The sequence below is a fragment of the Arsukibacterium indicum genome (genome assembly GCF_019100565.1).
GTDB lineage: Bacteria > Pseudomonadota > Gammaproteobacteria > Enterobacterales > Alteromonadaceae > Alishewanella > Alishewanella indicum.
Window position 1 is genome coordinate 293,377 of the sequence record NZ_JAHRID010000003.1, and the last position, 26,279, is coordinate 319,655.

Here is a 26,279-nt window from a genome sequence, read left to right on the forward strand (position 1 = left end):
ACTGCTGGCCGGCTAAAATCCGGCCAGCACCACTTTACCAATAGCTTTACCACTTTCCAGCAATGCATGGGCCTGACGCAGGTTTGCAGCATTAATTGTTCCCATAGTTTGCTGTAAGGTGGTTTTAATCTGGCCCTGCTCTATCAGCCGGCTTAAATCGGCCAGCAGCTGATGCTGTAAATGCATATCTGCTGTGGTGAACAGTGAACGGGTAAACATAAACTCCCAATGCAACGAAATGCTTTTTTGCTTTAGCGGCATAATATCAATACCGCCAGCCGGATCGTCAATCAGTGCCAACTTGCCTTGCGGCGCCAGCAGCTTTACCAGCTCAGGGTAGTGCTGTTCGGTATGGGTTAAACTGGCTACGTGGCTAACGGTATCAATACCCAGCTCAGCTAATTGCGGTTGCAGCGGCTTACTGTGGTCAATAACATAATGCGCACCCAGCTCTTTTACCCAGGCCTGAGTTTCAGACCTTGAGGCAGTAGCAACAATGCAGACACTGGTAAGCTGACGGGCCAGTTGCACCAGTACTGAGCCGACCCCACCGCCAGCCCCTGTTATCAGCAACATAGGCCTGGGGTACTTTAAACTGGACTGATTTAGCTCCAGCCTGTCAAACAGCAACTCCCAGGCCGTGATTGCGGTTAATGGCAAGGCAGCTGCCTGTTCATAACTTAAATTGGCCGGCATTACTGCCACCAGCCGCTCGTCTACCAATTGATATTCAGCATTAGAACCGCTGCGATTAAGCGCACCGGCGTAATATACCTTATCCCCCGGTTGAAACAGGGTGACCTGGTCGCCGCAGCCAATCACTTCACCGGCGGCATCCCAGCCCAGTACTTTATATTCACCTTCTGCAGCAGCCACCCGGCGGCGGATTTTGGTATCCACCGGGTTAACAGATATTGCGGCAACTTTCACCAGCAAATCGCGGCCCGACGCAACCGGTTGCGGTAACTCTATATCCAGCAGCGCGTCCGGTTCACTAATCGCCAGTGAATGTTGATAACCAACTGCTTTCATACCTATTCCCTTGAAGTCACTATTGATCAAAGACTATCAGAAAACGCGCTGTCAGCCACCTGCGCGCTGATTTATTTACTGCTTTTGTATCAATATCGAACAATTTGCAGTTATATGTTATGCCGCTTCGCTAAGGCAAGTCAGTAAGCAATAACGTATGATAGCAGCCGTTATTCGCCTGCTACCGGAAATATTTTGCCAGAACTCAGTGTACTATTTTTGGGATCACAACTACTTGCGGCTATTGCCTTTGGCTGCGGTATTTTTGCGTTCTGGCAGCAGCAGCGCAGCAGCATGCTAAGGTTCTGGTTTATTTCTGCAGTGCTCAATGCCAGCCATTTTGGTTTACTTGGCCAGTATGAAGCAGCTTTATTTGTTGGCCTGACGGCAATTCGTTTTCTGGTGGCGGCTATTCAGCCCCGCCAGCACTGGATGCTGCTGTTTATGGCCGGTGCTACCGCCATTTTGCTAACCAGCTACAGCAGCCCGCTGAATTTACTGCCCTATGCCGCCGCCATGCTGGGTACTTACGGCAGCTTCCAGACCCGGCTTGGCCGGGTGCGCCTATGTATGGCTATTGGCGCCAGCTGCTGGATTATTCATAACATGTTGGTTGGCTCACCAGTGGCAGTGCTGATGGAGCTGGCGTTCCTGCTTAGTAATCTGGTTGGCTTTTTACGTGCCCGCAGGCTGGCTGCAGCGCTTGCTGGCAGTAGTCAGTCTGGTTGAGTAACGCCAGCTGGCACAATCGTTACGAGAACTATTCTGCCCTGTTAAGGCTGTCGTTGGTCGCAATCAGGCGTTTTATTTTGTCTGCCCCCTTGCGCTTACAATTTGTCAGGCTCATTATCAATAAAGCTAATTGCCATTGCCACTGTGCTGGTTAGCTTCAGAGACTCAGTGTTAGTAACGGATGTAAAAGAAAGCTGATGATGCGTTGGATTAGTGTTGTTGCCTTAATTCTTTATATAAGCCTGCTGGTAACGCCACAGGTGGCAAGTGCTCATGCGCCGCATTTATTGCCATTAGCCGACAGCCAGTTACTGGCAGTAAGCCCGTTGACCGGCCAGGCCAGCCTGATCAGTGAGCAGGACAGCAGCGACGATAACGACAACAGCCTGCCAGTAACCGCAGCTGAGCCGGTATTATTGCTTAACCTGTCAGTAAATAGTCCCGCTGTTACTGTTTTTTTATTACCACTAAAAGTAGCCCACCCTGTGCGCGCACCGCCGAGTTATTCCTTAGCCTGAAACGTTTCTGGCAGTTATGCCTAATAAAAACTTTTTATCAGCCAGCACGGCCTCTGCATGCTGGCAGCGAGGAATACCATGAAAACTTTAGCCTTATTCTCAGTAGAACCGATCGATCATTTAGTTCAGCCTGGCCAGTTCGATCAGGCCAAATTAACCTCTCCTGCATTGCAACTGGTAGCAGACTTTGAGCAAAGTAAGCCGGATATGATCAGTGAAACCCTTGCCGCCAGCGATGTACTGGCGCTGATGCAGCTGGAACGCAGTAAAATGAAACTGGTTGTTGATGAACGCGGTGAGCTTAGCGGCATTATTCATCTGGAGCAGTTATCTGATCAGGCTATTATGCGCCGGGTAGCGCTTGGTGACAGCCGGCGCGACATTAAAGTCGCCGATTTAATGCTGCCGCGGCAGCGAATTAAGGCGCTGGCCTGGCAACAGTTACAGCATTGCACTATTGCCGACGTATTAAATACCCTGCAATCAAGCGGCGAACAGCACTGTGTGGTGGTGGACAGAGAATCGCATTTAATCCGCGGCGTAATCAGCGCCCAGGATATTGCAAGGCGATTACATTTGCCGCTGCATATTCGTCAGACACCGACTTTTTTGCAATTATTTGACAGCGTTAGCGCTTAAAACCGCACGCTGGTCGCGGCATGTTTGAACCTTAACGGTGAAACGGGTAGTTTAGCCGTTAAGGTTTATATAATGAGAACATGCCCGTGAACAATATTCCGCTAACCGTTAAACTTCTTACCTGTGCGCTGCTCGGTAGCACACTGCTGTTTGCATTACCCGCGGCTGCAAGCACCACCAATAGCCAGTATTTTGAAGCCGAAGATATTTTTGCGCTGGAATATGCCAGCGAGGTGCAAATATCGCCCGATGGCAGCCAGATTGTTTATGTGCGGGCCAGTAACGATATTATGACTGACAGCACCCGCAGCAGTTTGTGGTTGCTGGATGTTAAAACCGGTAAGCAACTACCGTTATTTGCAGATAACTATAGCTACAGCCAGCCGCGCTGGTCCCCTGATGGTAAACAGCTGGCCTTTATCAGCAATGTCAGCGGCAGCCGCCAAATTCATTTGCACTATCTGGCTGAAAACAAAACCGCTCAGTTATCACGTTTACCGCAAAGCCCTGGCAACCTGAGCTGGTCACCGGACGGTAAGCAGCTGGCTTTTACCATGAATGTGGCAGCCAGCGAAGCTGATATTAAAAAGCGGGTAAAAAAAGTTAAAAAGCCAGCCGGTGCCAAGTGGTCAGACGCCCCGGTAGTGCTGGACAGAGCCCGGTATCAGGCTGATGGTCAGGGCTTTTTAAAACCGCAATTCCGCCAGATCTTTATCTTGCCGGTAACGGGTGGCAGTGCTCGTCATCTAACTTCAGGTGAGTTTCACTACGGCAGCGATTTAACCTTTAGTCCGGACAGCAAAGCGTTGTTGTTCTCCGCCAACCTGGATCAGGAGTGGGAGTTTCAGCCCCGGGACAGCAACCTGTACCGGCTTGATTTAGCCAGTAATAAGCTAAGCGCGCTGACCACGATGGCCGGTGATGAATCGGCCCCGGTGTTTTCACCTGATGGTAAGCAACTGGCCTTTTTATGGAACAGCAATGCCTTAGTTCCCTATACCAACAGCAAACTGAAAATACTGAACCTGAGCAGCAATAATATCAACGATATCGCTGCCGATTTCGATCGCAGCATTGCCGCCGCGAACTGGCTGAGCAACCAGAGCTTTGTGGTGCAGTATGATGATCGGGGCCAGCGCAAACTGGCAACCTTAACCCACAAAGGCAAACTGACTGAGCTAACGGCCAGTTTAGGTGGGGTATCGCAACCGCAGCCGTATTTAAGTGGCAGCTACTCGGTGTCTGACAACGGTGTTATTGCCTACACCCATGGTACCAGTCAGCGGCCAAGCGATGTGGCGGTGCTGCAAAAAGGCAAAAGTACCGTATTAACGGCGTTAAATGAAGACTTGCTCGGCCATAAAAAGCTGGCACAAGTGCATGAAATTATTTACAAATCATCCTTTGATGGCGAGGAAATTCAGGGCTGGTATATGACACCGCCGGATTTTGACCCATCGAAAAAATACCCACTGCTACTGGAAATTCATGGCGGCCCGCATCTGGCTTATGGCGCGCAGTGGAGTGCAGAAATGCAGCGCTATGCCAAAGAAGGCTATGTGGTGTTTTATAATAATCATCGCGGTAGTTCATCGTATGGCGAACGCTTCGCCTTATTGCTGCAGAATAAATACAGCTCGCCGGAAGACTATGCCGACCATGACAGTGGCGTGAATGCCATGCTGGCCCTGGGCTTTATAGACGAAAATAACCTGTTTATTGGCGGCGGCTCGGCCGGTGGCATTGCCACCGCTTATGCAATAGGCCTGACTAATCGCTATAAAGCAGCGGCCGTGGTGAAGCCGGTTATCAACTGGCTGAGTAAAGTGCTGACTGGCGACAGCTATCTGTATCAGACCTTTCATCAGTTCCCGGGGGTACCCTGGGAGCATATGGAACATTACTGGCAGCGCTCGCCACTGAGCCTGGTGGGTAATGTGCAAACGCCAACCATTATTATTACCGGTGAACAGGACCGCCGCACACCAATTTCTGAGTCAGAGCAATTTTATCAGGCGCTGCAAATCCGCCGGGTTGATACCGCTCTGGTGCGGATCCCGGGCTCGCCGCACGGTATCTCTAACACGCCAAGCCGGATGATTGAAAAAGTGGAATATATGCTGGCCTGGTATGAAAAATACCGTACGCCAAGCGAGTAAGAAGAAAAACCGAACTTGGAAAAGGTCGAACAGGCTTACCCTAAGCCGACCGTTGAAGCCCTGGACGGGCGGAAACGAGCCCCCATGGATGGGTTTACGGCGTGTCGGCGTGGGTAAACCTGTTTGACCTCTGCACCAGCATTTCTAAGCAGTTTTGAAATAACGATCCAGGATCGCCAGTGTATCGCGGATAGTGCCGATACGCTGCTCCATAGTCGCATCAAGCGGCCGGATACCAATTTTTGCGCCCAGTACTAATAACGCTTCCGGTGTAGCGCAGGCGGCCAGACAGTCGTGCATCGCCTGTTCGCTCATCCAGCTGACCGGCTCACCGTGTTTAACCCGCTCACTTTGCTGTGGTGGCTGGTGGCTGTCCCGCCAGGCGCCGTATTCGCTGTCCTGGTCAGAGACACCTGAGAACATGACACCACTTAATAACCCAGCGGCTTGCGCCGCCTTAATATGCTCAACAGCGCCGGCAACTGTGCGGGTTTCAAATACCGAGCGACCCCAGTTAATGACCATGCCAAGCTGCTGCTCTGGCGATAAGCCGGTATTGACTGCTGCCAGCACATCCAGCTCGTCAGTCAGCGCTAAAAAGCCTTTTGATGGCACGTGGTTCTCGACATAAGCATCACAGTGTTCGATGACAATTTTTGCGCCCTGCCAGTCCCACTGCAGCATGGTGTTAAGTGAAGCCAGCAGTGCTGCTTTGGATGAAGCCGCATTATGCCGGGCCGGTGCCGTCTGGATCATAATGGCCTTAACCGCGTGGCGGCCCAGATGACTATTCAGTTTACCGATGGCAGCACAGGCCTGTTGCATAAATGCCAGGGCATCCGCCCGGCCGGCATCATCATCCGAGGCAATGCCAAAGTTGGGGTTCTGGCCAAGTGCATTCATAATGCCGGGAATGCAGGTAAACACATAATCCCACGAGGCATCGATATTGGTTAAAAACCAGTTATCGTCATGCTGATGCAAGCTGCCTAAAAACGGATGCTCCAGCCCTTTGATATTGGGCAAGGCTTTTAATTCGTTATAAAATACGGTTTCACGTTCAGGGTTCCAGCCGCTGTGGTTAGGAGAAGCAGCATAAGCGCCAATAAAGTATTTCATGGTGTAATTTATCCGGTTAATCATCAGGAGAATTAAGGGTAAATACCAGATGTTTGCGCATATCTTTCAGCACAATGCCCTTTTTTAGCAGTAAACCACTAAGCCGTTTTTGCCAGATTAACAACTGTGGCTGCGCAGCCGCAAGTCCGGCTTCATCTGCAAACTGCAGCCGAACCAGCAATGAGCCGGGAAAGGCTTCATATTCCAGACTAAACCAGCACTGCACCACCCCCGGTAAGTCCGCCAGCGACTGTTGCTCCAGCTTGGTCACGGCATCCAGTACTGCGGCCTGCTGTTTAAGTTGTACTTTGGAGAGTTTTTTCATTTGTCAGGGTTCTTATATCAACAATACTGCCCGGCGACCCAGCCGCTGGCCCAGGCCCACTGGAAATTATAGCCTCCGAGCCAGCCGGTGACATCGACCACTTCACCGATAAAATACAAGCCAGGCTGGTTTTTTGCCTCCATGGTTTTGGAGGATAAATAGTCGGTATCAACGCCGCCAATGGTTACCTCAGCTGTGCGGTAGCCTTCGGTGCCGTTAGGTTTAAAGACATAAGCATGCAAGGTATCAGCAAGCTGTTTAATGGTTTTCGGGTTTAATGCTTTTAGGGGCTGATTAGTAAATACGTTTAATTCCAGCAGTTTTTCGACCAGCCTTTTGGGTAATAATTTTGCCAGCGCGGTTTTAACTTCCTGCTCCGGATGGGCTTGCTGCTGTGAAGTCAGAAATTCTGCCAGATTGGTGTCTGGCGACATATTCACAACCACATTATCGCCGGGCTGCCAATAACTGGATATTTGTAATATCGCGGGCCCGCTTAAGCCACGGTGGGTAAACAGCATATCTTCCGGGAACAGGGTGCCATTAGCTTCTGCGGTTACCGGCAATGACACACCGCTGATTTCCTCAAATACCGCTTTATCGCCCGGTTGCCAGGTTAATGGCACCAGGGCAGCTCGCAGTGGCAACACTTTTAAGCCAAACTGTTCAGCCAGCTGAAAACCGAAAGCGGTTGCGCCTAAATTGGGCAGACTTAAACCACCGCTGGCCACCACCAGACTCTGGCATTGCCGGCTAAGCTCCGGCGTAGTAACGGTATAAACGCCATCGGCAAAGCTGACGGCGGTTATCTGCTGTTGCAGGGCAAGTTGCACATTGGCCGCTTTGGCTTCGCTAAGCAGCATCTCGACGATGTCTTTGGCTGAATCATCACAGAATAGCTGGCCAAGGGTTTTCTCGTGATAGGCAATGCCGTGCTTTTGTACCAGGGCAATAAAGTCCCATTGGGTATAACGGCTGAGTGCCGACTTACAAAAGTGTTTGTTTTGCGACAGAAAGTTTTCCGGGCTGCTGAACATATTAGTGAAGTTACAGCGACCGCCACCCGACATCAGAATTTTCCGACCCGGCCTTTTACCATTGTCCAGCAGCAACACTTTACGGCCGCGATTGCCCGCTTCAATGGCACACATCAGGCCTGCGGCACCGGCACCCACTACTATTACATCCCACTGCTGCATGCTTTGCTGCCTGTCTGCTGAAAAACGCTATTGTCGGCGACTGCAGCAGCAGATGCAAACACCGGCATTAAAATCTCCACACTTATGCAGTTTGCTACTAACTAATAATCATTAGTTATAAAGGTTGTCACCGCAGTGTCACGATGTGTTGACCGGGCTGGCTTACTCTGCCTGACTTGTTGCTTTTTTCGCCAAAAATAATAAAACCCTTTTCTGGAAACGGCAGCAATAGCCGGCTTTTGCTGTTAACAGTTGTCACCATTTCACGGATTTACACTTAGTTACACTTTGGTTAATAGTAACTTTGATGTTGTCGCAGGTTTGCGCTTTGCGATCATCCTGTCCAGGAATTTATAACTTAATTCTGATAATTACTATAAACAACAAGAGTGTATCCATGTATAAACCAAAATTTAAACTTACCAGGCTGGCTTTATTGTGCCTGCCGGCAACTATTATGGCATCTCCTTCCGTGCTGGCCGATACCGAGCAAGCCCGGCCATACGCCAGTGCTGCCCCGGCCAGTGCAGCTAAAGCTAAAAAAGACAAAGTATTTGCATCACTGAATAATCAGTCAGGCAAGCGTTACATTATTAAATATAAAGATGAAGCCTTCGCTGGCGTTGCCCAGTATGCAGCCCCGGGCAATGCCTCGCCGCAGGCCGCATATGCCCTGCAGCAGGTTGCCAGTAAACTGCAAAGCAAGGGCCGGCGGGTGCATCATGTTCTTACCCCGCAATCCGCTATCGCCGCTGATTTAACCGCTGCTGATCTGATAGAACTGCAGGCCGACCCATCGGTGCAATATGTAGAAGAAGACTTAAAACGCTATCCACTGGCGCAACAGGTGCCTTATGGCTTCAATATGGTGCAGGCTAATCAGCTTAGCGACCAATTTGCCTCTAATCAGAAAGTCTGTGTTATTGACTCGGGTTTAGATTTACCACACGAAGATTTTTTAAGCGGCAATATAACCGGTACCAATAACTCGGGTACCGGCAACTGGTACGACAATGGCGGCCCGCACGGCACCCACGTGGCCGGTACAATAGCGGCATTAAATAACAGTACCGGTATGGTCGGGGTGTTACCAAACGGTAATGTAAAACTGCACATCATCAAGGTATTTAATGAAGAAGGTTGGGGTTACAGCTCAACCCTGGCCAATGCGGTCAACACCTGTGTCAGCAATGGCTCTACCGTTATCAATATGAGCCTGGGCGGCGGTGGTTCTAACACCACTGAAAGTAATGCTATGCAGGCAGCCTTTGATCAGGGCGTACTGTTAATTGCTGCTGCAGGTAACGATGGCAACACTGCCATGTCGTATCCGGCATCCTACAATTCAGTGGTATCGGTAGCTGCGATTGATAAGAATAAGCAACTGGCTGATTTTTCTCAACGCAACACTCAGGTTGAACTGGCAGCACCAGGCGTTGATATCCGTTCAACATACCCTGAAGGCACTGGCCTGGAGGCTATTCTGAGTGTTGGCAGTACCGACTATGCCAGCTCACCGATGACTAACTCCAGTGACGGTAGTGCCAATGCTGCCCTGGCCAGCTGCGGCCTGGCAGAAACCACCTGTACTAATGTTGCCAATAAAATTTGTGTTATTGAGCGCGGCAATGTCAGTTTTGTACAAAAAGTGCAATCCTGTGAAAACGGTGGCGGCTTAGCAGCCATTATTTACAATAACACTACCGGCGACTTTGGTGGCACCCTGGGCGATAATCCGGGCACCTCCATTCCGGCGCTGGCAGTAACCCAGGCGGTTGGCCAGGCCCTGATGAGTCGGATTGGTCAGTCAGCATTCCTGAGTTCAGGTAGCAGCAATTATGGCCTGATGAGCGGTACGTCAATGGCATCTCCCCATGTTGCCGGCGTAGCAGCCTTGGTCTGGAGCCATTTCCCGCAATGTACCAATGCCCAAATCCGTAATGTACTGGCCGTTACGGCAGAAGATTTAGGCAGCGCGGGCCGTGATAACTCGTATGGGCATGGTCTGGTGCGGGCAAAAGCAGCTTACGACTACATTAATCAGCAAGGTTGTGACGGTTCAGGTTCAGGTGGTGAAGATCCGACTCCACCGGCAGATAATGTGCTGGAAAAAGCAGTGGCGAAAACCGGTTTAAGCGGTGCGACCAACTCTAAAACATATTTCACCATCACTGTGCCGGCTGGCGCCACTAACCTGAACTTTAATATGACAGGTGGCAGCGGTGATGCTGACTTATATGTTCGCTTTGGCAGCCAGCCAACAACGTCAAACTATGATTGCCGGCCATACAGAAGCGGTAACGCAGAAAGCTGTAGCTTTGCGACTACACAAGCAGGCACTTATCATGTGATGATCAATGGCTACAGCGCCTACTCAGGCGTGTCACTGGTGGCCGATTATACGGCGCCGGCCGGCGGCGGTGGTAGCGGTGGTGGTGGCACCTTGGAGAACCTGAGCGCTGCAACCGGCAACTGGTTGCATTACACCCTAACAGTGCCTGCAGGCATGGGTTCGCTAACTGTTACCAGTTCAGGTGGCAGTGGTGATGCCGATTTATATGTGCGTCGTGGCAGCCAACCTACCACCAGTGCCTATGACTGCCGCCCATACCGAACCGGTAACAATGAAAGTTGCAGCTTCAGTAACCCGCAGGCAGCGACTTATCATATCAGTTTACGGGCCTATCGCAGCTTCAGCGGCCTGACCCTGGTTGCAGAATACCAGCCATAAGTTTACTTTTACAGACATACTAAGGGCGCCGATTGGCGCCCTTACTTTTTAATTAAAAATTAGTGAGTTACGGATTGAGCAACCGGTGTAGTTGTGCTTTGGCCAGCGGTTCATCCTGCTCGGCGGCCAGCTGATAATAATCACGGGCTTTGATTAAATCCCGGCCTACCCCACGGCCATTTTCGTACATCCAGCCCAGATTATACTGCGCGGTGGCGTAACCTTGCTCTGCCGCCCGGCTAAACAACTCTACCGCTTTCTTATCATCCGCTTTAACTAAACGGCCGTTTTTATAAAACATACCCAGTGCCGTTAATGCCCGTGGCACCCCGGCATCAAGTGAACGCTGATAAAGCGCTAACGCCCGGGCCTCATCCTGCGGTACGCCATAGCCTTTTTCATACAGCCAGCCCAGATGGGCCAGCGCCCGGCTATGTTGCTGATCGGCTGCCAGCTGATACCAGTAAACGGCTTGCTGATCATTCTGTTTAACACCACGACCGGTTTCAAAACGCAGGCCCATATTGAATTGAGCGTCGGCATCACCGGTTTCCGCCACTTTCTGATACCAGTACACGGCCTGTTGTTCATCCTGCGGTACACCGCGGCCATTGGCATACATAAAGCCCAAATTATACATGGCAAACACTTCACCCTGAGCCGCTGCCTGCTGATACCAGCTCACCGCTGCTGCGTCATCCTGGGCCGTGCCGGTACCATTCGCCAGCCTTAATGCCGTGGTGTATTGTGCTATTGCCAGCCCTTGCTTTGCCGCTGCTTCAAACCAGTTAAATGCCTGAGCTTCGTCTACCGCCACCCCGGTACCATTGGCATAACATAAGCCTAACTGATACTGGGCATTAGCCGAACCCTGGCTGGCTGCCAGTTCGAATAATGCCACGGCCCTGTTTAACTCGTCCTGCCGGCCGCTTTGCAGCAACAGCATACCAAGATAATAACTGGCATCACCATCCTGCTGCGCAGCCGCAAGCTCCAGCCATTCTTTAGCCCGGCTGGTATTGGCCCGGATGCCCCGCCCCTGCAGGTAACTTGCCCCTACTTCACGCTGAGCGGACGCCAGGCCCTGGTCAGCGGCTTTTGAGAATAATTTAAAGGCGGTGTCATCATTTTTAGCCACACCCCTGCCATCACGATACAGTAAGCCCAACTGATAGGCTGCCCGGCTGTGGTTCTGAGCCGACGCCTGTTGCAGCCAGCGGGCAGCCTGTGCCATATCTACTGTCGTACCACGACCATCGCTGTAGCGGTTGGCCACGATAAACTGGGCATCGACATCGCCCTGAGCGGCCGCCTTTTCAAACCAGTTTAGCGCGGCACGCTCGTCCTGGGTTACCCCGCGACCATTGGCGTACATATAACCCAGGTTATATTGCGCCAACACATGTTGCTGCGCGGCGGCCTGACTGTACCAGTACACGGCCTGGGCATCGTCTTTACTTACCCCGCGGCCGTTGGCAAACAAGGTTGCCAGATGATATTGAGCTGCCGCCATACCTTGCTCTGCGGCCGCAACAAACCAGTTGGCAGCTTCGGTAAAGTCGACCGCCACGCCAAGGCCATTGGCATAAAGCGCTGCCAGATTAAACTGCGCATCAAGGTGGCCGTTCTGGGCCAGTGGCAGCCACTGAGCCAGGGCTTCACTATAATTTTCGCGATTATAGGCCCGCATGCCACTATCGAAATTAGCCGAGCCGACATCTACCGCGCTGACAGTGCTGGTTGCCACCGGGGTATCGGTGGTCGACTTTTCAGCGCTGCGCTCTGCTGCTGTATTCTGGTCACGTTGCGTATTGTTTTGAGCGGCTGCAAGTGCGGCCGCGGGGTTACTGGTACCCAGTTTCACTTCTGTACTGTTGCTGACCGCTGGCGGGTTGGTTGCGGACGTGGCAGACACGGTCGCAGTGGTGACATTTTCTGTCAACGCGGGCCTGGCTTGCACAGTTTCAGCAGTTTGCTCGGCCTTTAGCTGCTCAGCCCCACGCTCTATATCGCGCCTGGCGGCTGACAACTCGGCAAAATCAGTGCTGCCAGACGCAGCCTGCTCCAGCCAGTATGAGGCCTGCAACGGGTCTTGCTCGACCCCCTGGCCTAATGAGTAGGCTTTAGCCAGCTCAAACTGGGCCGCTTTTACACCTTCCATTGCCAGATTCTGCCAAAGCTCAACCGCCCGGGCGTGCCTGCCATCAGCAAAAGCCGCTTTTGCCTCTGCCATTATTTCGGAATTATCTGCTGCTGCCACCAAACTGACTGCGAGCAATGCTGTTGTTATTATATTTAGCCGCATAGATGCCCCTCCGCTGCCATAGTTATACCAAAGTTCAACTAAGACACCAACAGCTTAATCCATTATATAAGCGTTAAATAATGGTAAAGCAGCACACCAAAACTGCGACAAAGCGCTATTTATGCGGGTTTAACCGCTATTGTTGTTGCTGATAACCGTTAATAACATTTTGCCAGGCCGTTTCCTGCCACTGGAAGGGGGTAAGCTTTGCCTGTTCTTTGCGCAACGAACGCAGCAAGCGCTGCAGATTCTGCTGCTGCCAGTTGCCCGGCAACCGGCGCCGGCACTTATCAAAGTCTATTAACCAGATTGTGCCGCTGGCATCGAGCAGAATGTTGCGACAGTTTAAATCTGTATGATCGACACCAGCAGCGTGTAAGCGGGCAATGGCAACCCCAACCGCGTGCCATTCAGCAGCAGTCAGGGCCCGGGTGGTATGAAGGATACTTGCCAGATCACGGCCAGTGCTTATCCGCTCAATCAGTAAATCAGCCCGGTAACTTAAACCGGTTTGCTGATAGCGGGCTGCCACAGGCTTGGGTACCGCCAACCCCTGTCGCCGCATCCATTGCAGCAAACTGAATTCCTGCATCGCCCGGCTATTGATGGCAGACTGGTAAAAAAAGCGGTCTTTAATCAGTTTACCAGCCAGCCCGCCCCGATAATAATGGCGCAGTACTAATTGATGTGTGCGGTCCTGATGTGTATGCCGGACAAACCAGGCGGTATTGCGGCCAGTCGAGCTACCTGTAACTGCCTGCTGCTGTTGCCACCACTGAGGGTTAAACTGCGCCGCACCAACGGTGTCGAACATGTCGGCATAAAACCAATACACCTCATCGCCGCTGGCCCCCTCGCAAACACTGACCAGGTTATCACTGCACAAGGCCGCTATGGCCTGGCAGCTGCGGGCAACAGCGCCTTGCTGTGACTGATAAAACTGACGGGCCCGCTCGCCCTGCTGTTTGCGTAAAAGCGCATTATCTAGCAGCTGAGCAGTACTGTGCTGCAACTGTGCCGCATTATCGACAATACTGACCGCCTGACGCTGCGCCAGCTGATTATAGGCATCAGCAAAATTAAAATAATGCGGACCGGTTTGCACGGCTTTACCAAAACAAATGGCCTCCAATGGGTTATGGCCACCACGGCCAATTAAGCTGCCACCAATAAATACCAGACTGGCCTGCTGATACCAGGCCAGCAGCTCACCCATGCTGTCAATCAGCGCTACTTGTGTACTGGCATCGGGTAAGCCGCCGCTACTGCGGCGCCATAAATTCAGGCCAGCATCAGTAACCAGGGCTGCCACTTTATTAAAACGCTCCGGGTGGCGCGGCACCAGTACCAATAACAAGTTACTAAATTGACCTTTCAGTTTAGGGTACAACTGGAGCAGCTGCTCATCTTCGCCCTCATGGGTGCTGCCTGCAACCCAGACCAGCCGTTCACTAAGCGCTGGTGCCATACTGCTACTGAGTTCATTCAGGTTATCAGGCAAACGCAACTCAAATTTTAAATTACCAGCCACCTGTACTTTGGTATGGCCCAATGCCCGAAAGCGCCGGGCGCTGGCATTATCCTGGGCCAGCAATAAGCTGACCTGCTGCAGTGCCGGCAGAGTGAGCCAGGCAAAGCGCCGGTAACCACGGGCCGAGCGGGCCGACAGACGGGCGTTAGCCAACACCGTTGGGATCAGCGCCTTATCACACTTGCCTAACAGATTTGGCCAAAGTTCAGTTTCCAGAATAACAATCAGCTGCGGCTGCAGCCGGTTAATAAAACGTGTTACCGCTCCGGGATAATCAAACGGCAGGTAACAATGTTGCACGGTATTGCCAAGCCGGCTGATAATAGTCGCGCTGCCAGTGGGTGTAGTACCGGTAACCGTGATGGGCTGATCGGGGTAGCGCTGTTGTAACTGCTTTATCAGCGGAATAGCGGCAATTGTTTCACCTACCGACACTGCATGCACCACAATACCGCCACGTTTTAAATCAGCAGGCAGCCAGCCAAAACGTTCTGCCAGCCTTTGCCGGTAACGGCTGTCACGCAGCGAACGCCAGAGCAAATAGCCCAACAGCGGCAGTAACCCCAGATACAATAACAGTTGATAGGCGAAGCGGCTGAGCGCCTGAGCCATAGTAAAACCCCGTATGAGTAACACCCCGTTTGAGCTGACAGTGACATCGCGCTGCCTGAAAGCGCTATGATGCCAAATATCAGCCAGTGACACCAAAAGAATCTGTTGCGATATCCGCTTTGATGCTAAACTTTTGCTCTTTTTAAGCCGGTTTATCTTGTTAAAAGCCAAAGTAAAACCACGCGCTGGAGTTGTGCATGCCTACTGTTAATTCAGACAACACCACTATCGGGAGAGCGACACCACTCGATAATTTTAAAGAAATTTTGCTGCGCTTTGCCGCGTCAGGCTACTTTCCGGCCACTGCCTTTATCAAAAACCAACCGGTTAAAAGCGAATTACCGGTGGTGCATGACAATATTAAGCTGGAAATTGTTACCCACTGCTGGAACTATGCCCGCTTTTTTGTTTATCAGCTAAGCTCACTGGTAAAATATCCGCCAACCAATATGCAGCTGCGTTTTACCGTGTTTTACTCAGAAGAAGATGAGGCCACCAGCAAACTACTGCAGCATTTTCAGACCCTGAGTGTGCCAAATGTGGAATGGAATTTTCAGCCGTTACCCACGCCGTTGCTATTGCGCCGGGCGATAGGCCGCAATCGTGCCGCCAAAGCCACTCAGGCCGACTGGGTATGGTTTGCCGACTGCGATATGGTATTTCATCAAGACTGTCTCGACACCCTGGAGCAGCTGTTAAAAGGCCGCCAGGAAATCCTGTTATTTCCGGACACCCTGCTGGTTACCCCGCTGCTGACTGAAGCCGACCCGATGATTTCAGCCGGTAAGGATAAAACTGAGTTGCTGGAAGTCGATAAAACCAAATTTAAACCCCGTAAATTTGACCGCGCTACCGGTGCTATTCAGATTATTCATGGCGAAGTTGCCCGCAACTGTGGTTATTGCGATGATTTAGCGGTGTACCAGAAGCCGAAGTACCACTGGACCAAAACCTATGAAGACCGCGCCGTACGCTGGTTACTGGGCACCCAGGGTGTACCGATAGCACTGCCAAACCTGCTGCTGATCCGCCACGCCGAAAAAGGTCGTTACAAGGAAGACAGCAAGGTGTCGGTTATTCGTAAAACCATTCGCCGGATTAAATCGGCGCTGATTAATAAATAAGTTGGCAACATCAGAGCTGGCCCGCTGGATTTAATTGTTCAGCGTCGGCTGGCCATACTCTTGCACCATGTTATTAATTTGAAAGTCATTACCACTATCGGGTTGCTTGTTGAGCTGCCACAAAGTCACAGCCTTACTACTTTTCCAGACGATCAGCTTTTTATTGCTACCAGTACGATGGATAGCGCAACCGTTTAACGTCGCCATCCAGTACAGCCAGATATCATCGCCATGCGGAGATAAACGGCAAAACTTCTCGGCATCAGTTGTATCAGGGTGCAAAGCGCCTGGCGGGAACAATGCACCGGCGCCACTGGTAAAAAATAAGCGATTATCCGGCCCGCGTTGTTCAGTTTTTGCCTGCCAGAGCCGGTAAGGTTGGATGTTATTCTGGTCATCGAGCGTGATATAGTGGGCCCGCAGACAGACGACTTCCCGCTCGCCACCCTGATACCCGGCCAGTAACTCGGCCAACCAGTCATTGCGATAATAAATATCATCATCAGCAGTAACATGGTAGGCATCGGGGTAATGCTGTAATGCCGGGATAAGCTTTTTGTAAGATTTAATATCGTGCTCGACTAACCTTATCGTTAACCCTTGCTGCTCTAATGCCAATACGTCTGCTGGTAACTGCTGATAATCGGGTTTATATAACCACAGCACGACTTTATCAGCACTAACATGCTGTAATAATAAAGATTTCAAAGTCAGGTGCAGCGTGTCGAATCTTGGTGGATAGGATGTCAGATTTACGATCAGTTCGCCCGCCAGCGGATGGCGACTCTGTTTTAACGCTGCCCGCCGGGCCCATTGTTTCGCTAGTACTGACTGCGCTGTATATTGCAGCGGCATGCCGCTCAATGATTTAAGCTTGCGCTGAAAATGACGCTTTAGCGTCGATAAAACAGACATATTAAAATCTCGTGAAGCAGCGCAATCCAAAAGACTAACGGCAGATTACGCTGCAAAGTATTACAGGGCGGCTAACATCACTTCAGCTTTGCTGACTTCAAAGGTTTTCGGTGCTTCAACATTCAGTTTGGTGACGACACCATTTTCAACTATCATCGCGTAGCGCTGCGAACGCACCCCGCCAAAATCGCCGGTTTCCATGGTAAGGCCAATGGCTTTGTGAAAGGCGGCACCACCGTCGGCTAAAAATACAATTTCCTCAGCATTCTGGCTTTTGCCCCAGGCGCTCATCACAAAGGCATCGTTTACTGCGGTGCAGATAATGGTATCCACCCCTTTGGCCTTAATCTGATCGGCCAGCGCAATATAGCCGGGCAAATGGGCGGCAGAACAGGTGGGGGTAAAAGCACCCGGCACCGCAAACATTAATACCTTTTTATTGGCAAAAATCTGGCTGGTAGTCGGGTTCATTACGCCCTCTTTGGTCAGTTGTGAAAAACTGACTTCTGGTAGTTTATCGCCGGTTTTAATCATTGGTATTTCCCCTGAGTTTAATTTTTGAGTTATTGATTCTTTTAAGCTGCTAAATGGCGGCATTTACATAGACATCGAAACGGTTATTTTTACCGGTTACCGCCATCGTCGGTGCTTTATCTGCCAGCCAGCCGGCATAGCCCGGCCGTTTTACCACTACCCGCTTTTGTGCCAATTGCAGTGCCGGTGCCAGTAAACTGTCGGCATCATCATCACTGCCTACTACGTCATGAAAAGCGCGCATTTCTTTTTTAACCTGGGCCGACTTTTCTCTGGCCGGAAACATGGGATCCAGAAATACCACATCTACCGCGGTGCTATTTTGCAGCGCCTGCAGTGCCGGACAATGCCGCAACTGCATACGGTCAGCCACGCTGCTTAACATGGGATCAGCCGCCGCCCGGCGCAAACCATCCGCTAACAGGGCGGCTACCGCCGGATTACGCTCAACCAGGGTAACCGCTGCGCCAAGGCTGGCAAGCACAAAGGCATCCCTCCCCAGGCCCGCCGTTGCGTCCAGCACGCTGATATTACTTTTTTTGTTCAGTCCAACCGCTTTGGCAATGGCTTCGCTTTTGCCACCGCCATGCTGGCGCCGGTAATTGCTGGCACCGCTGGCAAAATCAACCAGAATAGCGCCCTGCTTTGGCAAATCCGCATTTAACAGCACTAATGCACCCTGTTGCATGCACAGGTACCAGCCTGCTGGCGCGGTCGTGGTTGTCAGGCCAAATTGTTGTTGTAAATACTGGCAGTAGTCAGCCGTTAACTCAGCACTTAGCCGCAGGGGAATGGCTGTCATCAGCGCTGCATCCCGGCATAGTTTTCGCCACAGCTGAACGCCACGATCTGGCTGATTTCCTGCAAGCTAAGGCCAGACTGCTGTTGCCACAGGTTAAACTGCTGCTGAATTTGCTTAAGGCTGCGCTGGCTGGTAAGGCCGCCATCAAACACACCATAAGAGCGCAAATAGGCTTCTACATCCTGACTGAGGATAAAAGTGTCTTTACCAATAGCACGCAGCGCATACGGGCCGGTATTGCCGCCTAATCTGGCCCCGTGTTTTTTCAGATAAGCCCACAGGCCAATGATATTATCGGCTGGCCAGTCAGCAATAAAACTGGCAAAGCTGGCATGATGCTGCTGAATATCATAGATCATCAGCGCATTATCGCGAATGGTGAATACTTTGTTTAAATTGCGGATAATTCGTGGATCGGCCGCTTTCTGCTCGAGCATTTCATCGCTTAGCAGCAATACTTTTTCAATATCAAAATCAAAAAACAGTTCGCAAAATCCCGGCCATTTTTGGCGAACCACTCGCCAGACAAAACCAGATTGAAACACTTTTTTGGTTAGCTCGGCTAACAGCAGGTTGTCTGGTAATTTTGCCAGGCCGGCCGGCGCCAACGGTTTGCTGGTTAACGCCACCAATGCTGCCTCACCACCTTTACGCTGACAGGCCCGCTGATAAATAGCTGCAAACTCTTCTACTTTCCCGCTCATACGTTCCTGTAATAAGTACTGCTGTTTAATAGCTGTTGTGCTTAACCAGTTTGCACTGGCCACCTGACAACTCAACGGCAGGCTTAGGTACTACGGCACAATCTGACATCCGGCCAAGGCGCATGTTTTCCGCTTCTGCAGCAGCGTTATATGCAGCAATTTTTTTCAGGATCTCAGCCTCTTTGCCATCCCTGGTTGAATACGCAATATACCGCTCCGGGCCGCCACAGGGTTTATGGCCAAAGCCAGTTACCCGGCACTGGCTATTATCATCTGCTTTGGCATCGCCAATTAACGCCAGTGCCTCCTGGCGCAATCTGTCAACATCAGCCGCATTGGTTAGCGTGCTCATTTGTTTCTCCTTCGCTTTTACAGCCGCAATCGGATCTTTTTGCGGATCAATCGCTTCCACCAATGGCTCAGGTGCCACCCGCTCGTTATTTGCAGCCTGGCCCTGCTGGCAGCCTGCTGTAGCCAGTAATAATACCAGTAAGGCTAATTGATTTTTCATAAGCCACCTTTGTTAAGTTATGCGAAATTCATCCTGACAGAGCAAAGCTGAATAAGCAATTAATAAAATATTAACAGTTTAGCCTGTAATTCCCATATGTCGCAGCAGCGCTTCATTTGACGGTTCCCGGCCGCGGAAGCCTTTAAACAGCTCCATTGGTTCAGCGCTGCCGCCACGCTCTAAAATCCAGTTTAAAAAATCCTGGCCGGTAGCCGGATTAAATACCCCTTCTTCTTCAAACCGGCTGAAGGCGTCAGCTGACAATACCTCGGCCCATAAATAACTGTAGTAACCCGCCCCATAACCACCGGCGAAAATATGGCCAAAGCCATGCTGAAACCGGTTAAAACGTGGCGGTATGATCACCGATACCTGTTCGCGTACCTCATCCAGCAACTGCTGTACTCTGCCGCCGGTTGCCTCGTTATACTCGCTGTGCAGACGCATATCAAACAGGGCGAACTCCAACTGGCGCACTAAAAACATAGCCGACTGAAAGTTTTTCGCCGCCAGCATTTTATTTAGTAAATCCTGCGGTAATGGCTCGCCGGTTTGATAATGCCCGGAAATGATCGCCAGCGCCTCAGGCGCCCAGCACCAGTTTTCCAGGAACTGGCTGGGCAGCTCGACGGCGTCCCAGGCCACACCACTAATGCCGGCGACGGCAGCAGCATCTACCTTAGTTAGCATATGGTGCAAGCCATGGCCAAATTCATGAAATAATGTCACCACTTCATCATGGGTAAATAGTGCAGGTTTACCGCCAACTGGTTTATTAAAATTACAGGTTAAATAGGCTACCGGGGTTTGCACGCTGCCATCTGGCAAGCGGCGCCGGCCGCGACAGTCGTCCATCCAGGCCCCACCACGTTTCTGGCTGCGGGCATATAAATCCAGGTAAAAACTACCGCGCAGCTCGCCATTGCTGTCGGTAATATCATAAAAGCGCACATCCGGGTGCCAGACATCCACGCCTTTGCGCTCGGTTACGCTAACCCCGAACAACTTATTAATCACCCGGAACAACCCCGGTACCACCTTTGTTTCCGGGAAATACGGGCGTAATTGCTCATCAGATACCGAAAAACGGGCTTGTTTCAGTTTTTCACCATAATAGCTGACATCCCAGGCTGCCAGCGTTGGTGCCTGAAACTGTTCATCGGCAAACGCCGTCAGCTCAGCCAGATCCTTAGCTGCCTGTGGTTTAGCGCGGCTGGCCAGGTCTGTTAAAAAGTCCAGTACCTGAGCCGGGCTGTCAGCCATTTTTGTTGCCAGTGACTCTTCAGCGGCGTTGGCAAAATCCAGTAACTGGGCCAGTTCGTGTTTCAGGGCCAGAATTTCATCGATAATAGCACTGTTATCATACTGGCCGGCATGCGGTCCCTGATCTGATGCCCGGGTGCAGTAAGCGCTGTAAAACTCCTCGCGCAACGACCGGTTGTCGGCATAAGTCATAATGGCAATGTAGCTGGGGAAATCCAGAGTAAATACCCAGCCGTCCAGTTCGCGGTTTTTAGCCTCTTCAGCGGCTGCCTCGCAGGCATCTGCCGGTAAACCCGAAAGCTGTCGCTCATCGGTTATTTGTTTAAACCAGGCTTCTGTGGCATCCAGGGTGTTATTTGAAAAGGTGGAACTCAGCTCAGATAAGCGGCTTTGAATTTCCCCGTAACGCTGTTTTTTCTCAGCCGACAAACCAATACCAGATAATTTAAAATCACGCAGCGCATTGGTTATCACCTTTTGCCGGGCCGGGTCTAACCGGACAAATTCTTCGCTATCGTACAGATGCTGATAAGCCTGGTACAAACCTTCGTGCTGACCAAGCCAGGTGCTGAAATCTGATAGCAGTGGCAAGCAACTTTCATACGCCTCACGCAATTCCGGGCTATTTAATACTGAATTTAAGTGCGATACCGGTGACCAGAGCCGGCCCAGCTGGTCACTGTCTTGTTCCAGTTGCTCTATCAGGCTTTGCCAGCTGATTTTGCCAGCCGCCAGCACCCGTGCTACTGCCTGACGTGACTTAGCGATTGCGGCTTCTACCGCCGGCCTGACATGCTCTGGCCTGATTTTTGAAAAAGGTGGTAAATCAGTAAAGCTTAGTAACGGATTGCTGTTTGCTACCGGGGCTTGCGATTGAGGTACGGATTGCGACATAAAAAAGTGTCCTGCCTTTAACGCTGATAATGATGCTTATCTTGGGTTGGCCGCATCATTTGTCAAGGCAACAACAACTACGGTTATCGCAATATCCTTGTTTTTCATGCTGGTTAGTCTTATATCTGGCATATATCCGGCGTAGCCGCACATTTATTAAATTATTCAGAGGCAGAATTATGGCAAGGCATTTTAATTATCTGGCAATTGGTGCCGGCAGTGGTGGTATTGCCTCAGCTAACCGCGCTGCGATGCGGGGTGCCAGCGCTGCGGTTATTGAAGCCAAAGCGGTTGGTGGTACCTGTGTTAACGTTGGCTGTGTGCCGAAAAAAGTAATGTGGTATGGCGCCCACATTGCCGAAGCCATTAAGTACAGCGCCGACTATGGCTTTAAACTTGATGAACAGGGCTTTAACTGGGCCACCCTGGTAAAAAACCGCGAAGCCTATATCGAACGCATTCATGCTGGCTATAAGCGTGGCTTCGCTAATAACGGGGTGGAATATATTGAAGGGTTTGCCCGCTTTGTCAGTGCTAACACTGTGGAAGTGAATGGTGAGCAGATCACTGCTGATCATATTACCATTGCCACCGGCGGCCTGCCGTTGATCCCCAATCTGCCGGGTGCAGAGCATGGTATCGACTCGGATGGCTTTTTTGAATTAACTACCCAGCCGGAAAAAGTACTGGTGGTTGGGGCCGGCTATATTGCGGTAGAAATTGCCGGAGTATTGCACGCCCTTGGCAGTGACAGCCATTTGCTGATCCGCCACGACCGGCCACTGCGCGACTTTGACCCCGATATTACTGACATGTTGCTGGAGCGAATGTCGCAGGACAAACTAAAACTGCATAAGCATACCAATGTCAGACAAGTTGTTAAGAACGCCGATGGTAAACTAACGGTAAGTTGCGATAACGATATTGAGTTTACCGACGTAGACTGCCTGATCTGGGCCATTGGCCGCGCGCCGGCCACCGCAAATATTAATCTGCAGGCAGCAGGCGTAACCACCGATCCACAAGGCTTTATCCGCACTGACAAATATCAGAATACTAATGTTAAAGGTATTTATGCAGTCGGTGATATTACCGGTGAAGCCCAGCTTACTCCGGTGGCAATAAAAGCTGGCCGGCAACTGGCAGAACGATTATTTAACCCGGCACTGCCTGATGCCCATATGGATTACTCACTGATCCCAACAGTGGTATTCAGCCACCCACCAATCGGTACTATCGGCCTGACTGAAGCACAGGCCCGCCAACAATATGGCGATACTAATGTTAAAGTATATCGCTCCAGTTTTGCCGCTATGTATAACGCCATAACCAGCCACCGGGCGCTGAGCCGCTTTAAGCTGGTATGTGCCGGCAAAGATGAAAAAGTCGTTGGCCTGCATGGCATTGGCGAAGGCATGGACGAAGTACTGCAGGGTTTTGCCGTAGCAATGAAAATGGGCGCCACCAAGGCGGATTTTGATGCCACAGTAGCACTGCACCCAACCAGTGCTGAAGAATTTGTGACAATGCGGTAGTTTTCAATAAATGCCTCAGCAAACATCCCGTCCATCTGGTGCTGACAGCCTGCCACTGGTATTAGCCGGGCCTATTTTGCGCGCGGTAACGCCAGATAGTATTACCCTGTGGCTGGCTACCAGTAACCCGGTCCAGTTGCAACTGAACCTGAATCCGGATGGCGGGACCGTCCGCCATTTTGACCCGGCGCAAATGCAACAGCATTGCCAGACCATCCGTTGCGCCGGCAAGCTGTTCTTACAGCTGATTCATATTCCGCTGGCACAGTCGTTACCTGCCAGTTGCTGGATAGCTTACGATTTACAGCTGGCAGATCAGCTAAGCAAATCTCCTGTGTGGCTTGGCTGGCAGCATTGGGCGCCCGACCTGGTATACCCCGGGCGCGATAACCCCGGTTTTGTTATTCAGCCAAAATTACAAAGTCTGCTGCATGGCTCATGCCGTAAACCGCACTTTAATGCCGAAGATGGCCTGTTGGCAGCAGACTTACATCTGCAACAGGCTTCTGCAGAGCAATGGCCGGCACTACTGTTACTAAGCGGCGACCAGATTTACGCTGATGATGTTGCCGCGCCCATGCTACGGGCAATACATCAGTTAATTAACCGGTTGGAGTTCAGTGACGAAAGCCTGCCTTGTGCAACAGTAAGCCAGGCTGCAGAGCTACACCAAAGTAAGCCGCACTTTTTTCGGCGTGACACTTTGTTGCCCAAAACTGAGGCTGGCAAGGCTGTGCTCAGCCAGGTATTTAAAGGCGCTAAAAAGCCGGTTTTTACCTCAGACCATGCCCGTAATCATTTGATCAGCCTGGCCGAGGTTATGGCGATGTATTTGCTGGTGTGGTCACCTGCCGGCTGGCAGGCTGAGGCAACAGAGCTGAGCGACGAGCTGGCAGCAGATCTGAATGAACACGAGCGGCAGCAATATGATGAGCAGCAGGTGATCATCAGCAACTTTGCCAACGGTCTTGGCAAAGTACGCCGCCTGCTGGCTCATTTGCCCAGTGCAATGATTTTTGATGATCACGACGTTACCGACGATTGGAACCTGAGCGCTGAATGGGAACAAACCGCCTACAACCATGACTTTTCCCGCCGGATTATTGGTAATGCTTTAATTGGCTATTTGCTGTGCCAGGGCTGGGGTAATACGCCTGAACGTTTTGGGAACGGCCAACTACTGCAACAAGCAGAGCAAGCTTTTACCGACAGCGGCTCGGCACAGCATCAGCAGTTTATTACTGAGTTATTACGGTTTGAGCAGTGGCAGTACCAATGGCCAACATCACCACCGCTACTGGTACTGGATACCCGCACCCGGCGTTGGCGCTCAGAAGTGGCGCTGGATAATCCGTCAGGTTTGCTCGACTGGGAAGCGATAACTGAACTGCAGCAGAATTTAATCGGCCATGATGCGGTGGTAATGGTGTCACCGGCACCGGTATTTGGCGTAAAACTGATTGAAGGTATTCAACGGCTATTTACCTTACTGGGCAAGCCGTTAATGGTGGATGCAGAAAACTGGATGGCCCACCGTGGTACTGCCTATGCATTAATGAATTTGTTCCGCCATCCGAAAACGCCAAAGCACTTTGTTATTTTGTCCGGCGACGTGCATTACTCTTTTGTGTACGAAGTTAACCTGCGCGGTCATCAGCATGGGCCGGATATCTGGCAAATTACCAGCAGTGGCCTGAAAAATGAGTTCCCGGGGCGGCTGCTGGATGTGCTGGACAGGTTAAACCGCTGGCTTTATTCACCGCGCTCCCCACTAAACTGGCTGACCAAACGGCGTAGCATGCGGGTGGTACCGCATAAACCTGACAATGCCAAAGCCGGCGAGCGCTTGCTGAATATGGCCGGTATTGGCCTGGTTGAACTTAACACCGATGGCTCGCCCAAGCGGGTGATGCAGCTTGGAAGCAAAGGCCAGGTTGTTGCATTTAACATCAGCGAAGACGATGCACGCTGGGAGTGAAGGCCTGAACAAACTATAGCAGTGCCTGCTCTTCTGCCCGCAGAGTTAATACTTCAACGCCGGTTTCGGTTACCGCTACCGTATGCTCCCACTGCGCCGACAGCTTTTTATCTCGCGTCACTACGGTCCAGCCATCTTTTTTGGTTTTTACTTTGGCGCTACCCTGATTCAGCATCGGCTCGATGGTAAATACCATGCCGGGCTTTAACTGCATGCCGGTGCCAGCCTTGCCATAATGCAGCACCTGTGGCTCTTCATGCATTTCCCGGCCAATGCCGTGGCCGCAGTATTCCCGAACCACACTATAGCCTTTACTGTTGGCAAATTGCTCTATGGCAAAGCCGATATCGCCTAAGCGGGCGCCGGGTTTTACCGCTTTAATACCCAGCCAGAGCGCCTGGTAGCAGTCATCAACTAACTGTCGCGCCAGGTAACTCAGCTCACCAATACCATACATTTTACTGGAATCAGCAATAAAGCCGTGTTTTTCCAGGGTAATATCAACATTAACAATATCACCATCTTTCAGCACTTGGGTTGCCGAAGGCACGCCATGACACACCACATCGTTTACCGAGGTATTCAGCACGTAAGCAAAACCATACTGGCCTTTGCTGGCGGGGCGGGCCTGCAATTCATCAATTATATAGCGCTCGGCCAAATCATTAATCTGCAAAGTAGACATACCCGCTACGATGTTTTTATCCAGCATGGCAAATACCTGCGCCAGTAAGCGACCGGCTTCGCGTTGTAGGGCCAGCTCTGTCGGGGTTTTAAGCTGAACGTCGCTCATCGGCGCCTCCTGTCAGCTCTTGCACAGCAGCAGCTTTGACACCTGCGGCTTTGACATCCGCCTGCTGCATTACCATTTGCAGCAGTTGCTGATAGTTGTGGGTGGGATACAACTCGGCCAGCATGCCCATTTTCAGCCAGAATTCGGCCTGAGCGTTAATAGAGCGCGACATCGCGCCACTGGCTTTGCGGATCTCTTCATGTAGTTCATCGGCAATTTTAACGATACCCAAAGTGGTACTCCGTTCTGGCGGCATACAATATACGAATCATATATGAATCGTATAATCCGGTAAAGCACTCTATCTCATAACCCGCGGTTTTA

22 protein-coding genes are annotated in these 26,279 nt (G+C 51.3%); 8 read left to right on the plus strand and 14 right to left on the minus strand.

The genetic code is table 11. From position 1 onward, the window contains the following. Positions 1-12: 12 nt before the first annotated feature. Positions 13-1,032 (minus strand): zinc-binding alcohol dehydrogenase family protein, encoded by a 1,020-nt coding sequence (locus KQY15_RS08590; RefSeq protein WP_217668775.1) that lies wholly within the window; start codon positions 1,030-1,032, stop codon positions 13-15. A 195-nt stretch (positions 1,033-1,227) separates the two neighbouring features. Here KQY15_RS08590 and KQY15_RS08595 point away from each other — a divergent pair, with 195 nt between their 5' ends. The 4 genes from KQY15_RS08595 (at position 1,228) to KQY15_RS08610 (ending at position 5,080) form a co-directional block, all read left to right on the plus strand. Next, positions 1,228-1,761, plus strand: coding sequence for a YgjV family protein (locus tag KQY15_RS08595; RefSeq protein ID WP_217668776.1), 534 nt, complete (start codon positions 1,228-1,230; stop codon positions 1,759-1,761). Between the two features lie 200 nt (positions 1,762-1,961). Continuing rightward, positions 1,962-2,282, plus strand: coding sequence for a hypothetical protein (locus KQY15_RS08600; protein ID WP_217668777.1), 321 nt, complete (start codon positions 1,962-1,964; stop codon positions 2,280-2,282). A gap of 78 nt (positions 2,283-2,360) precedes the next feature. Further along, complete coding sequence (locus KQY15_RS08605) at positions 2,361-2,921, plus strand: CBS domain-containing protein (RefSeq protein ID WP_217668778.1); 561 nt, start codon at positions 2,361-2,363, stop codon at positions 2,919-2,921. Between the two features lie 80 nt (positions 2,922-3,001). Further along, positions 3,002-5,080 carry a S9 family peptidase gene (locus tag KQY15_RS08610; RefSeq protein WP_217668779.1) on the plus strand — a complete coding sequence of 693 codons (2,079 nt, stop codon included), beginning with the start codon at positions 3,002-3,004 and terminating at the stop codon, positions 5,078-5,080. A 144-nt stretch (positions 5,081-5,224) separates the two neighbouring features. On the opposite strand, the gene KQY15_RS08615 is transcribed toward KQY15_RS08610, so the two are convergent. From KQY15_RS08615 to KQY15_RS08625, 3 genes are read right to left on the minus strand one after another with little or no spacing between them, the layout of a single operon-like run. Beyond that, a complete protein-coding gene (locus tag KQY15_RS08615; RefSeq protein ID WP_217668780.1) occupies positions 5,225-6,199 on the minus strand; it encodes a DUF4862 family protein in 975 nt (324 codons plus the stop codon). Between the two features lie 16 nt (positions 6,200-6,215). Beyond that, entirely contained in the window at positions 6,216-6,524 is a 309-nt protein-coding gene (locus tag KQY15_RS08620; RefSeq protein ID WP_217668781.1) for a hypothetical protein, read from the minus strand. A gap of 17 nt (positions 6,525-6,541) precedes the next feature. Then, on the minus strand, positions 6,542-7,723 hold the full coding sequence (locus KQY15_RS08625; protein ID WP_217668782.1) for a BaiN/RdsA family NAD(P)/FAD-dependent oxidoreductase: 1,182 nt from the start codon (positions 7,721-7,723) through the stop codon (positions 6,542-6,544). A 457-nt stretch (positions 7,724-8,180) separates the two neighbouring features. On the opposite strand from KQY15_RS08625, the gene KQY15_RS08630 reads away from it, so the two are divergent. After that, on the plus strand, positions 8,181-10,454 hold the full coding sequence (locus KQY15_RS08630; RefSeq protein ID WP_254795556.1) for a S8 family serine peptidase: 2,274 nt from the start codon (positions 8,181-8,183) through the stop codon (positions 10,452-10,454). Between the two features lie 67 nt (positions 10,455-10,521). Here KQY15_RS08630 and KQY15_RS08635 read toward each other — a convergent pair whose 3' ends face one another. Both KQY15_RS08635 and waaA read right to left on the minus strand, forming a co-directional pair. Continuing rightward, the gene (locus KQY15_RS08635; protein ID WP_217668784.1) at positions 10,522-12,759 is read right to left on the minus strand and encodes an SEL1-like repeat protein; all 2,238 of its coding nucleotides are present in this window, start codon (positions 12,757-12,759) and stop codon (positions 10,522-10,524) included. 136 nt (positions 12,760-12,895) lie between these two features. Continuing rightward, on the minus strand, positions 12,896-14,902 hold the full coding sequence (waaA, locus tag KQY15_RS08640) for a lipid IV(A) 3-deoxy-D-manno-octulosonic acid transferase (protein ID WP_217668785.1): 2,007 nt from the start codon (positions 14,900-14,902) through the stop codon (positions 12,896-12,898). Positions 14,903-15,099: 197 nt separating this feature from the next. Here waaA and KQY15_RS08645 point away from each other — a divergent pair, with 197 nt between their 5' ends. After that, complete coding sequence (locus KQY15_RS08645; RefSeq protein ID WP_217668786.1) at positions 15,100-16,026, plus strand: glycosyltransferase family 2 protein; 927 nt, start codon at positions 15,100-15,102, stop codon at positions 16,024-16,026. Between the two features lie 30 nt (positions 16,027-16,056). Here KQY15_RS08645 and KQY15_RS08650 read toward each other — a convergent pair whose 3' ends face one another. From KQY15_RS08650 to prlC, 6 genes are all read right to left on the minus strand, one after another. Further along, positions 16,057-16,941, minus strand: coding sequence for a hypothetical protein (locus KQY15_RS08650; RefSeq protein WP_217668787.1), 885 nt, complete (start codon positions 16,939-16,941; stop codon positions 16,057-16,059). Between the two features lie 60 nt (positions 16,942-17,001). Further along, positions 17,002-17,475, minus strand: a complete 474-nt coding sequence (locus KQY15_RS08655; protein WP_217668788.1) for a peroxiredoxin — start codon at positions 17,473-17,475, stop codon at positions 17,002-17,004. 49 nt (positions 17,476-17,524) lie between these two features. Further along, a complete protein-coding gene (locus tag KQY15_RS08660; RefSeq protein WP_217668789.1) occupies positions 17,525-18,277 on the minus strand; it encodes a class I SAM-dependent methyltransferase in 753 nt (250 codons plus the stop codon). Next, positions 18,277-18,981 (minus strand): DNA-3-methyladenine glycosylase I, encoded by a 705-nt coding sequence (locus KQY15_RS08665; RefSeq protein ID WP_217668790.1) that lies wholly within the window; start codon positions 18,979-18,981, stop codon positions 18,277-18,279. The genes KQY15_RS08660 and KQY15_RS08665 overlap by 1 nt, the downstream gene beginning before the upstream one ends. Before the next feature lie 25 nt (positions 18,982-19,006). Continuing rightward, on the minus strand, positions 19,007-19,492 hold the full coding sequence (locus KQY15_RS08670; protein WP_217668791.1) for a hypothetical protein: 486 nt from the start codon (positions 19,490-19,492) through the stop codon (positions 19,007-19,009). A gap of 78 nt (positions 19,493-19,570) precedes the next feature. Continuing rightward, positions 19,571-21,649 (minus strand): oligopeptidase A, encoded by a 2,079-nt coding sequence (gene prlC, locus KQY15_RS08675; protein ID WP_217668792.1) that lies wholly within the window; start codon positions 21,647-21,649, stop codon positions 19,571-19,573. 179 nt (positions 21,650-21,828) lie between these two features. Here prlC and gorA point away from each other — a divergent pair, with 179 nt between their 5' ends. Together gorA and KQY15_RS08685 are read left to right on the plus strand one after the other, a co-directional pair. Continuing rightward, positions 21,829-23,184 (plus strand): glutathione-disulfide reductase, encoded by a 1,356-nt coding sequence (gene gorA / locus KQY15_RS08680; protein ID WP_217668793.1) that lies wholly within the window; start codon positions 21,829-21,831, stop codon positions 23,182-23,184. 10 nt (positions 23,185-23,194) lie between these two features. Continuing rightward, a complete protein-coding gene (locus KQY15_RS08685; protein ID WP_217668794.1) occupies positions 23,195-25,162 on the plus strand; it encodes an alkaline phosphatase D family protein in 1,968 nt (655 codons plus the stop codon). A 13-nt stretch (positions 25,163-25,175) separates the two neighbouring features. Here KQY15_RS08685 and map read toward each other — a convergent pair whose 3' ends face one another. Together map and KQY15_RS08695 are read right to left on the minus strand one after the other, a co-directional pair. Then, the gene (map, locus tag KQY15_RS08690) at positions 25,176-25,955 is read right to left on the minus strand and encodes a type I methionyl aminopeptidase (protein WP_217668795.1); all 780 of its coding nucleotides are present in this window, start codon (positions 25,953-25,955) and stop codon (positions 25,176-25,178) included. Beyond that, positions 25,936-26,187 (minus strand): ParD-like family protein, encoded by a 252-nt coding sequence (locus tag KQY15_RS08695; protein ID WP_254795557.1) that lies wholly within the window; start codon positions 26,185-26,187, stop codon positions 25,936-25,938. Before KQY15_RS08695 ends, map begins: the two co-directional genes overlap by 20 nt. Positions 26,188-26,279 lie beyond the last annotated feature (92 nt).

Excerpts from the sequence above, each read along its gene's own strand:
- KQY15_RS08655 (WP_217668788.1), bottom strand. The coding sequence starts at position 17,475 with ATGATTAAAACCGGCGATAAACTACCAGAAGTCAGTTTTTCACAACTG.
- prlC (WP_217668792.1), bottom strand. The coding sequence starts at position 21,649 with ATGTCGCAATCCGTACCTCAATCGCAAGCCCCGGTAGCAAACAGCAAT.
- KQY15_RS08625 (WP_217668782.1), bottom strand. The coding sequence starts at position 7,723 with ATGCAGCAGTGGGATGTAATAGTAGTGGGTGCCGGTGCCGCAGGCCTG.
- KQY15_RS08660 (WP_217668789.1), bottom strand. The coding sequence starts at position 18,277 with ATGACAGCCATTCCCCTGCGGCTAAGTGCTGAGTTAACGGCTGACTAC.
- waaA (WP_217668785.1), bottom strand. The coding sequence starts at position 14,902 with ATGGCTCAGGCGCTCAGCCGCTTCGCCTATCAACTGTTATTGTATCTG.
- KQY15_RS08600 (WP_217668777.1), top strand. The coding sequence starts at position 1,962 with ATGATGCGTTGGATTAGTGTTGTTGCCTTAATTCTTTATATAAGCCTG.
- KQY15_RS08615 (WP_217668780.1), bottom strand. The coding sequence starts at position 6,199 with ATGAAATACTTTATTGGCGCTTATGCTGCTTCTCCTAACCACAGCGGC.
- KQY15_RS08635 (WP_217668784.1), bottom strand. The coding sequence starts at position 12,759 with ATGCGGCTAAATATAATAACAACAGCATTGCTCGCAGTCAGTTTGGTG.
- KQY15_RS08670 (WP_217668791.1), bottom strand. The coding sequence starts at position 19,492 with ATGAAAAATCAATTAGCCTTACTGGTATTATTACTGGCTACAGCAGGC.
- map (WP_217668795.1), bottom strand. The coding sequence starts at position 25,955 with ATGAGCGACGTTCAGCTTAAAACCCCGACAGAGCTGGCCCTACAACGC.
- KQY15_RS08645 (WP_217668786.1), top strand. The coding sequence starts at position 15,100 with ATGCCTACTGTTAATTCAGACAACACCACTATCGGGAGAGCGACACCA.
- KQY15_RS08620 (WP_217668781.1), bottom strand. The coding sequence starts at position 6,524 with ATGAAAAAACTCTCCAAAGTACAACTTAAACAGCAGGCCGCAGTACTG.
- KQY15_RS08630 (WP_254795556.1), top strand. The coding sequence starts at position 8,181 with ATGGCATCTCCTTCCGTGCTGGCCGATACCGAGCAAGCCCGGCCATAC.
- gorA (WP_217668793.1), top strand. The coding sequence starts at position 21,829 with ATGGCAAGGCATTTTAATTATCTGGCAATTGGTGCCGGCAGTGGTGGT.
- KQY15_RS08605 (WP_217668778.1), top strand. The coding sequence starts at position 2,361 with ATGAAAACTTTAGCCTTATTCTCAGTAGAACCGATCGATCATTTAGTT.
- KQY15_RS08650 (WP_217668787.1), bottom strand. The coding sequence starts at position 16,941 with ATGTCTGTTTTATCGACGCTAAAGCGTCATTTTCAGCGCAAGCTTAAA.
- KQY15_RS08665 (WP_217668790.1), bottom strand. The coding sequence starts at position 18,981 with ATGAGCGGGAAAGTAGAAGAGTTTGCAGCTATTTATCAGCGGGCCTGT.
- KQY15_RS08685 (WP_217668794.1), top strand. The coding sequence starts at position 23,195 with ATGCCTCAGCAAACATCCCGTCCATCTGGTGCTGACAGCCTGCCACTG.
- KQY15_RS08590 (WP_217668775.1), bottom strand. The coding sequence starts at position 1,032 with ATGAAAGCAGTTGGTTATCAACATTCACTGGCGATTAGTGAACCGGAC.
- KQY15_RS08610 (WP_217668779.1), top strand. The coding sequence starts at position 3,002 with ATGCCCGTGAACAATATTCCGCTAACCGTTAAACTTCTTACCTGTGCG.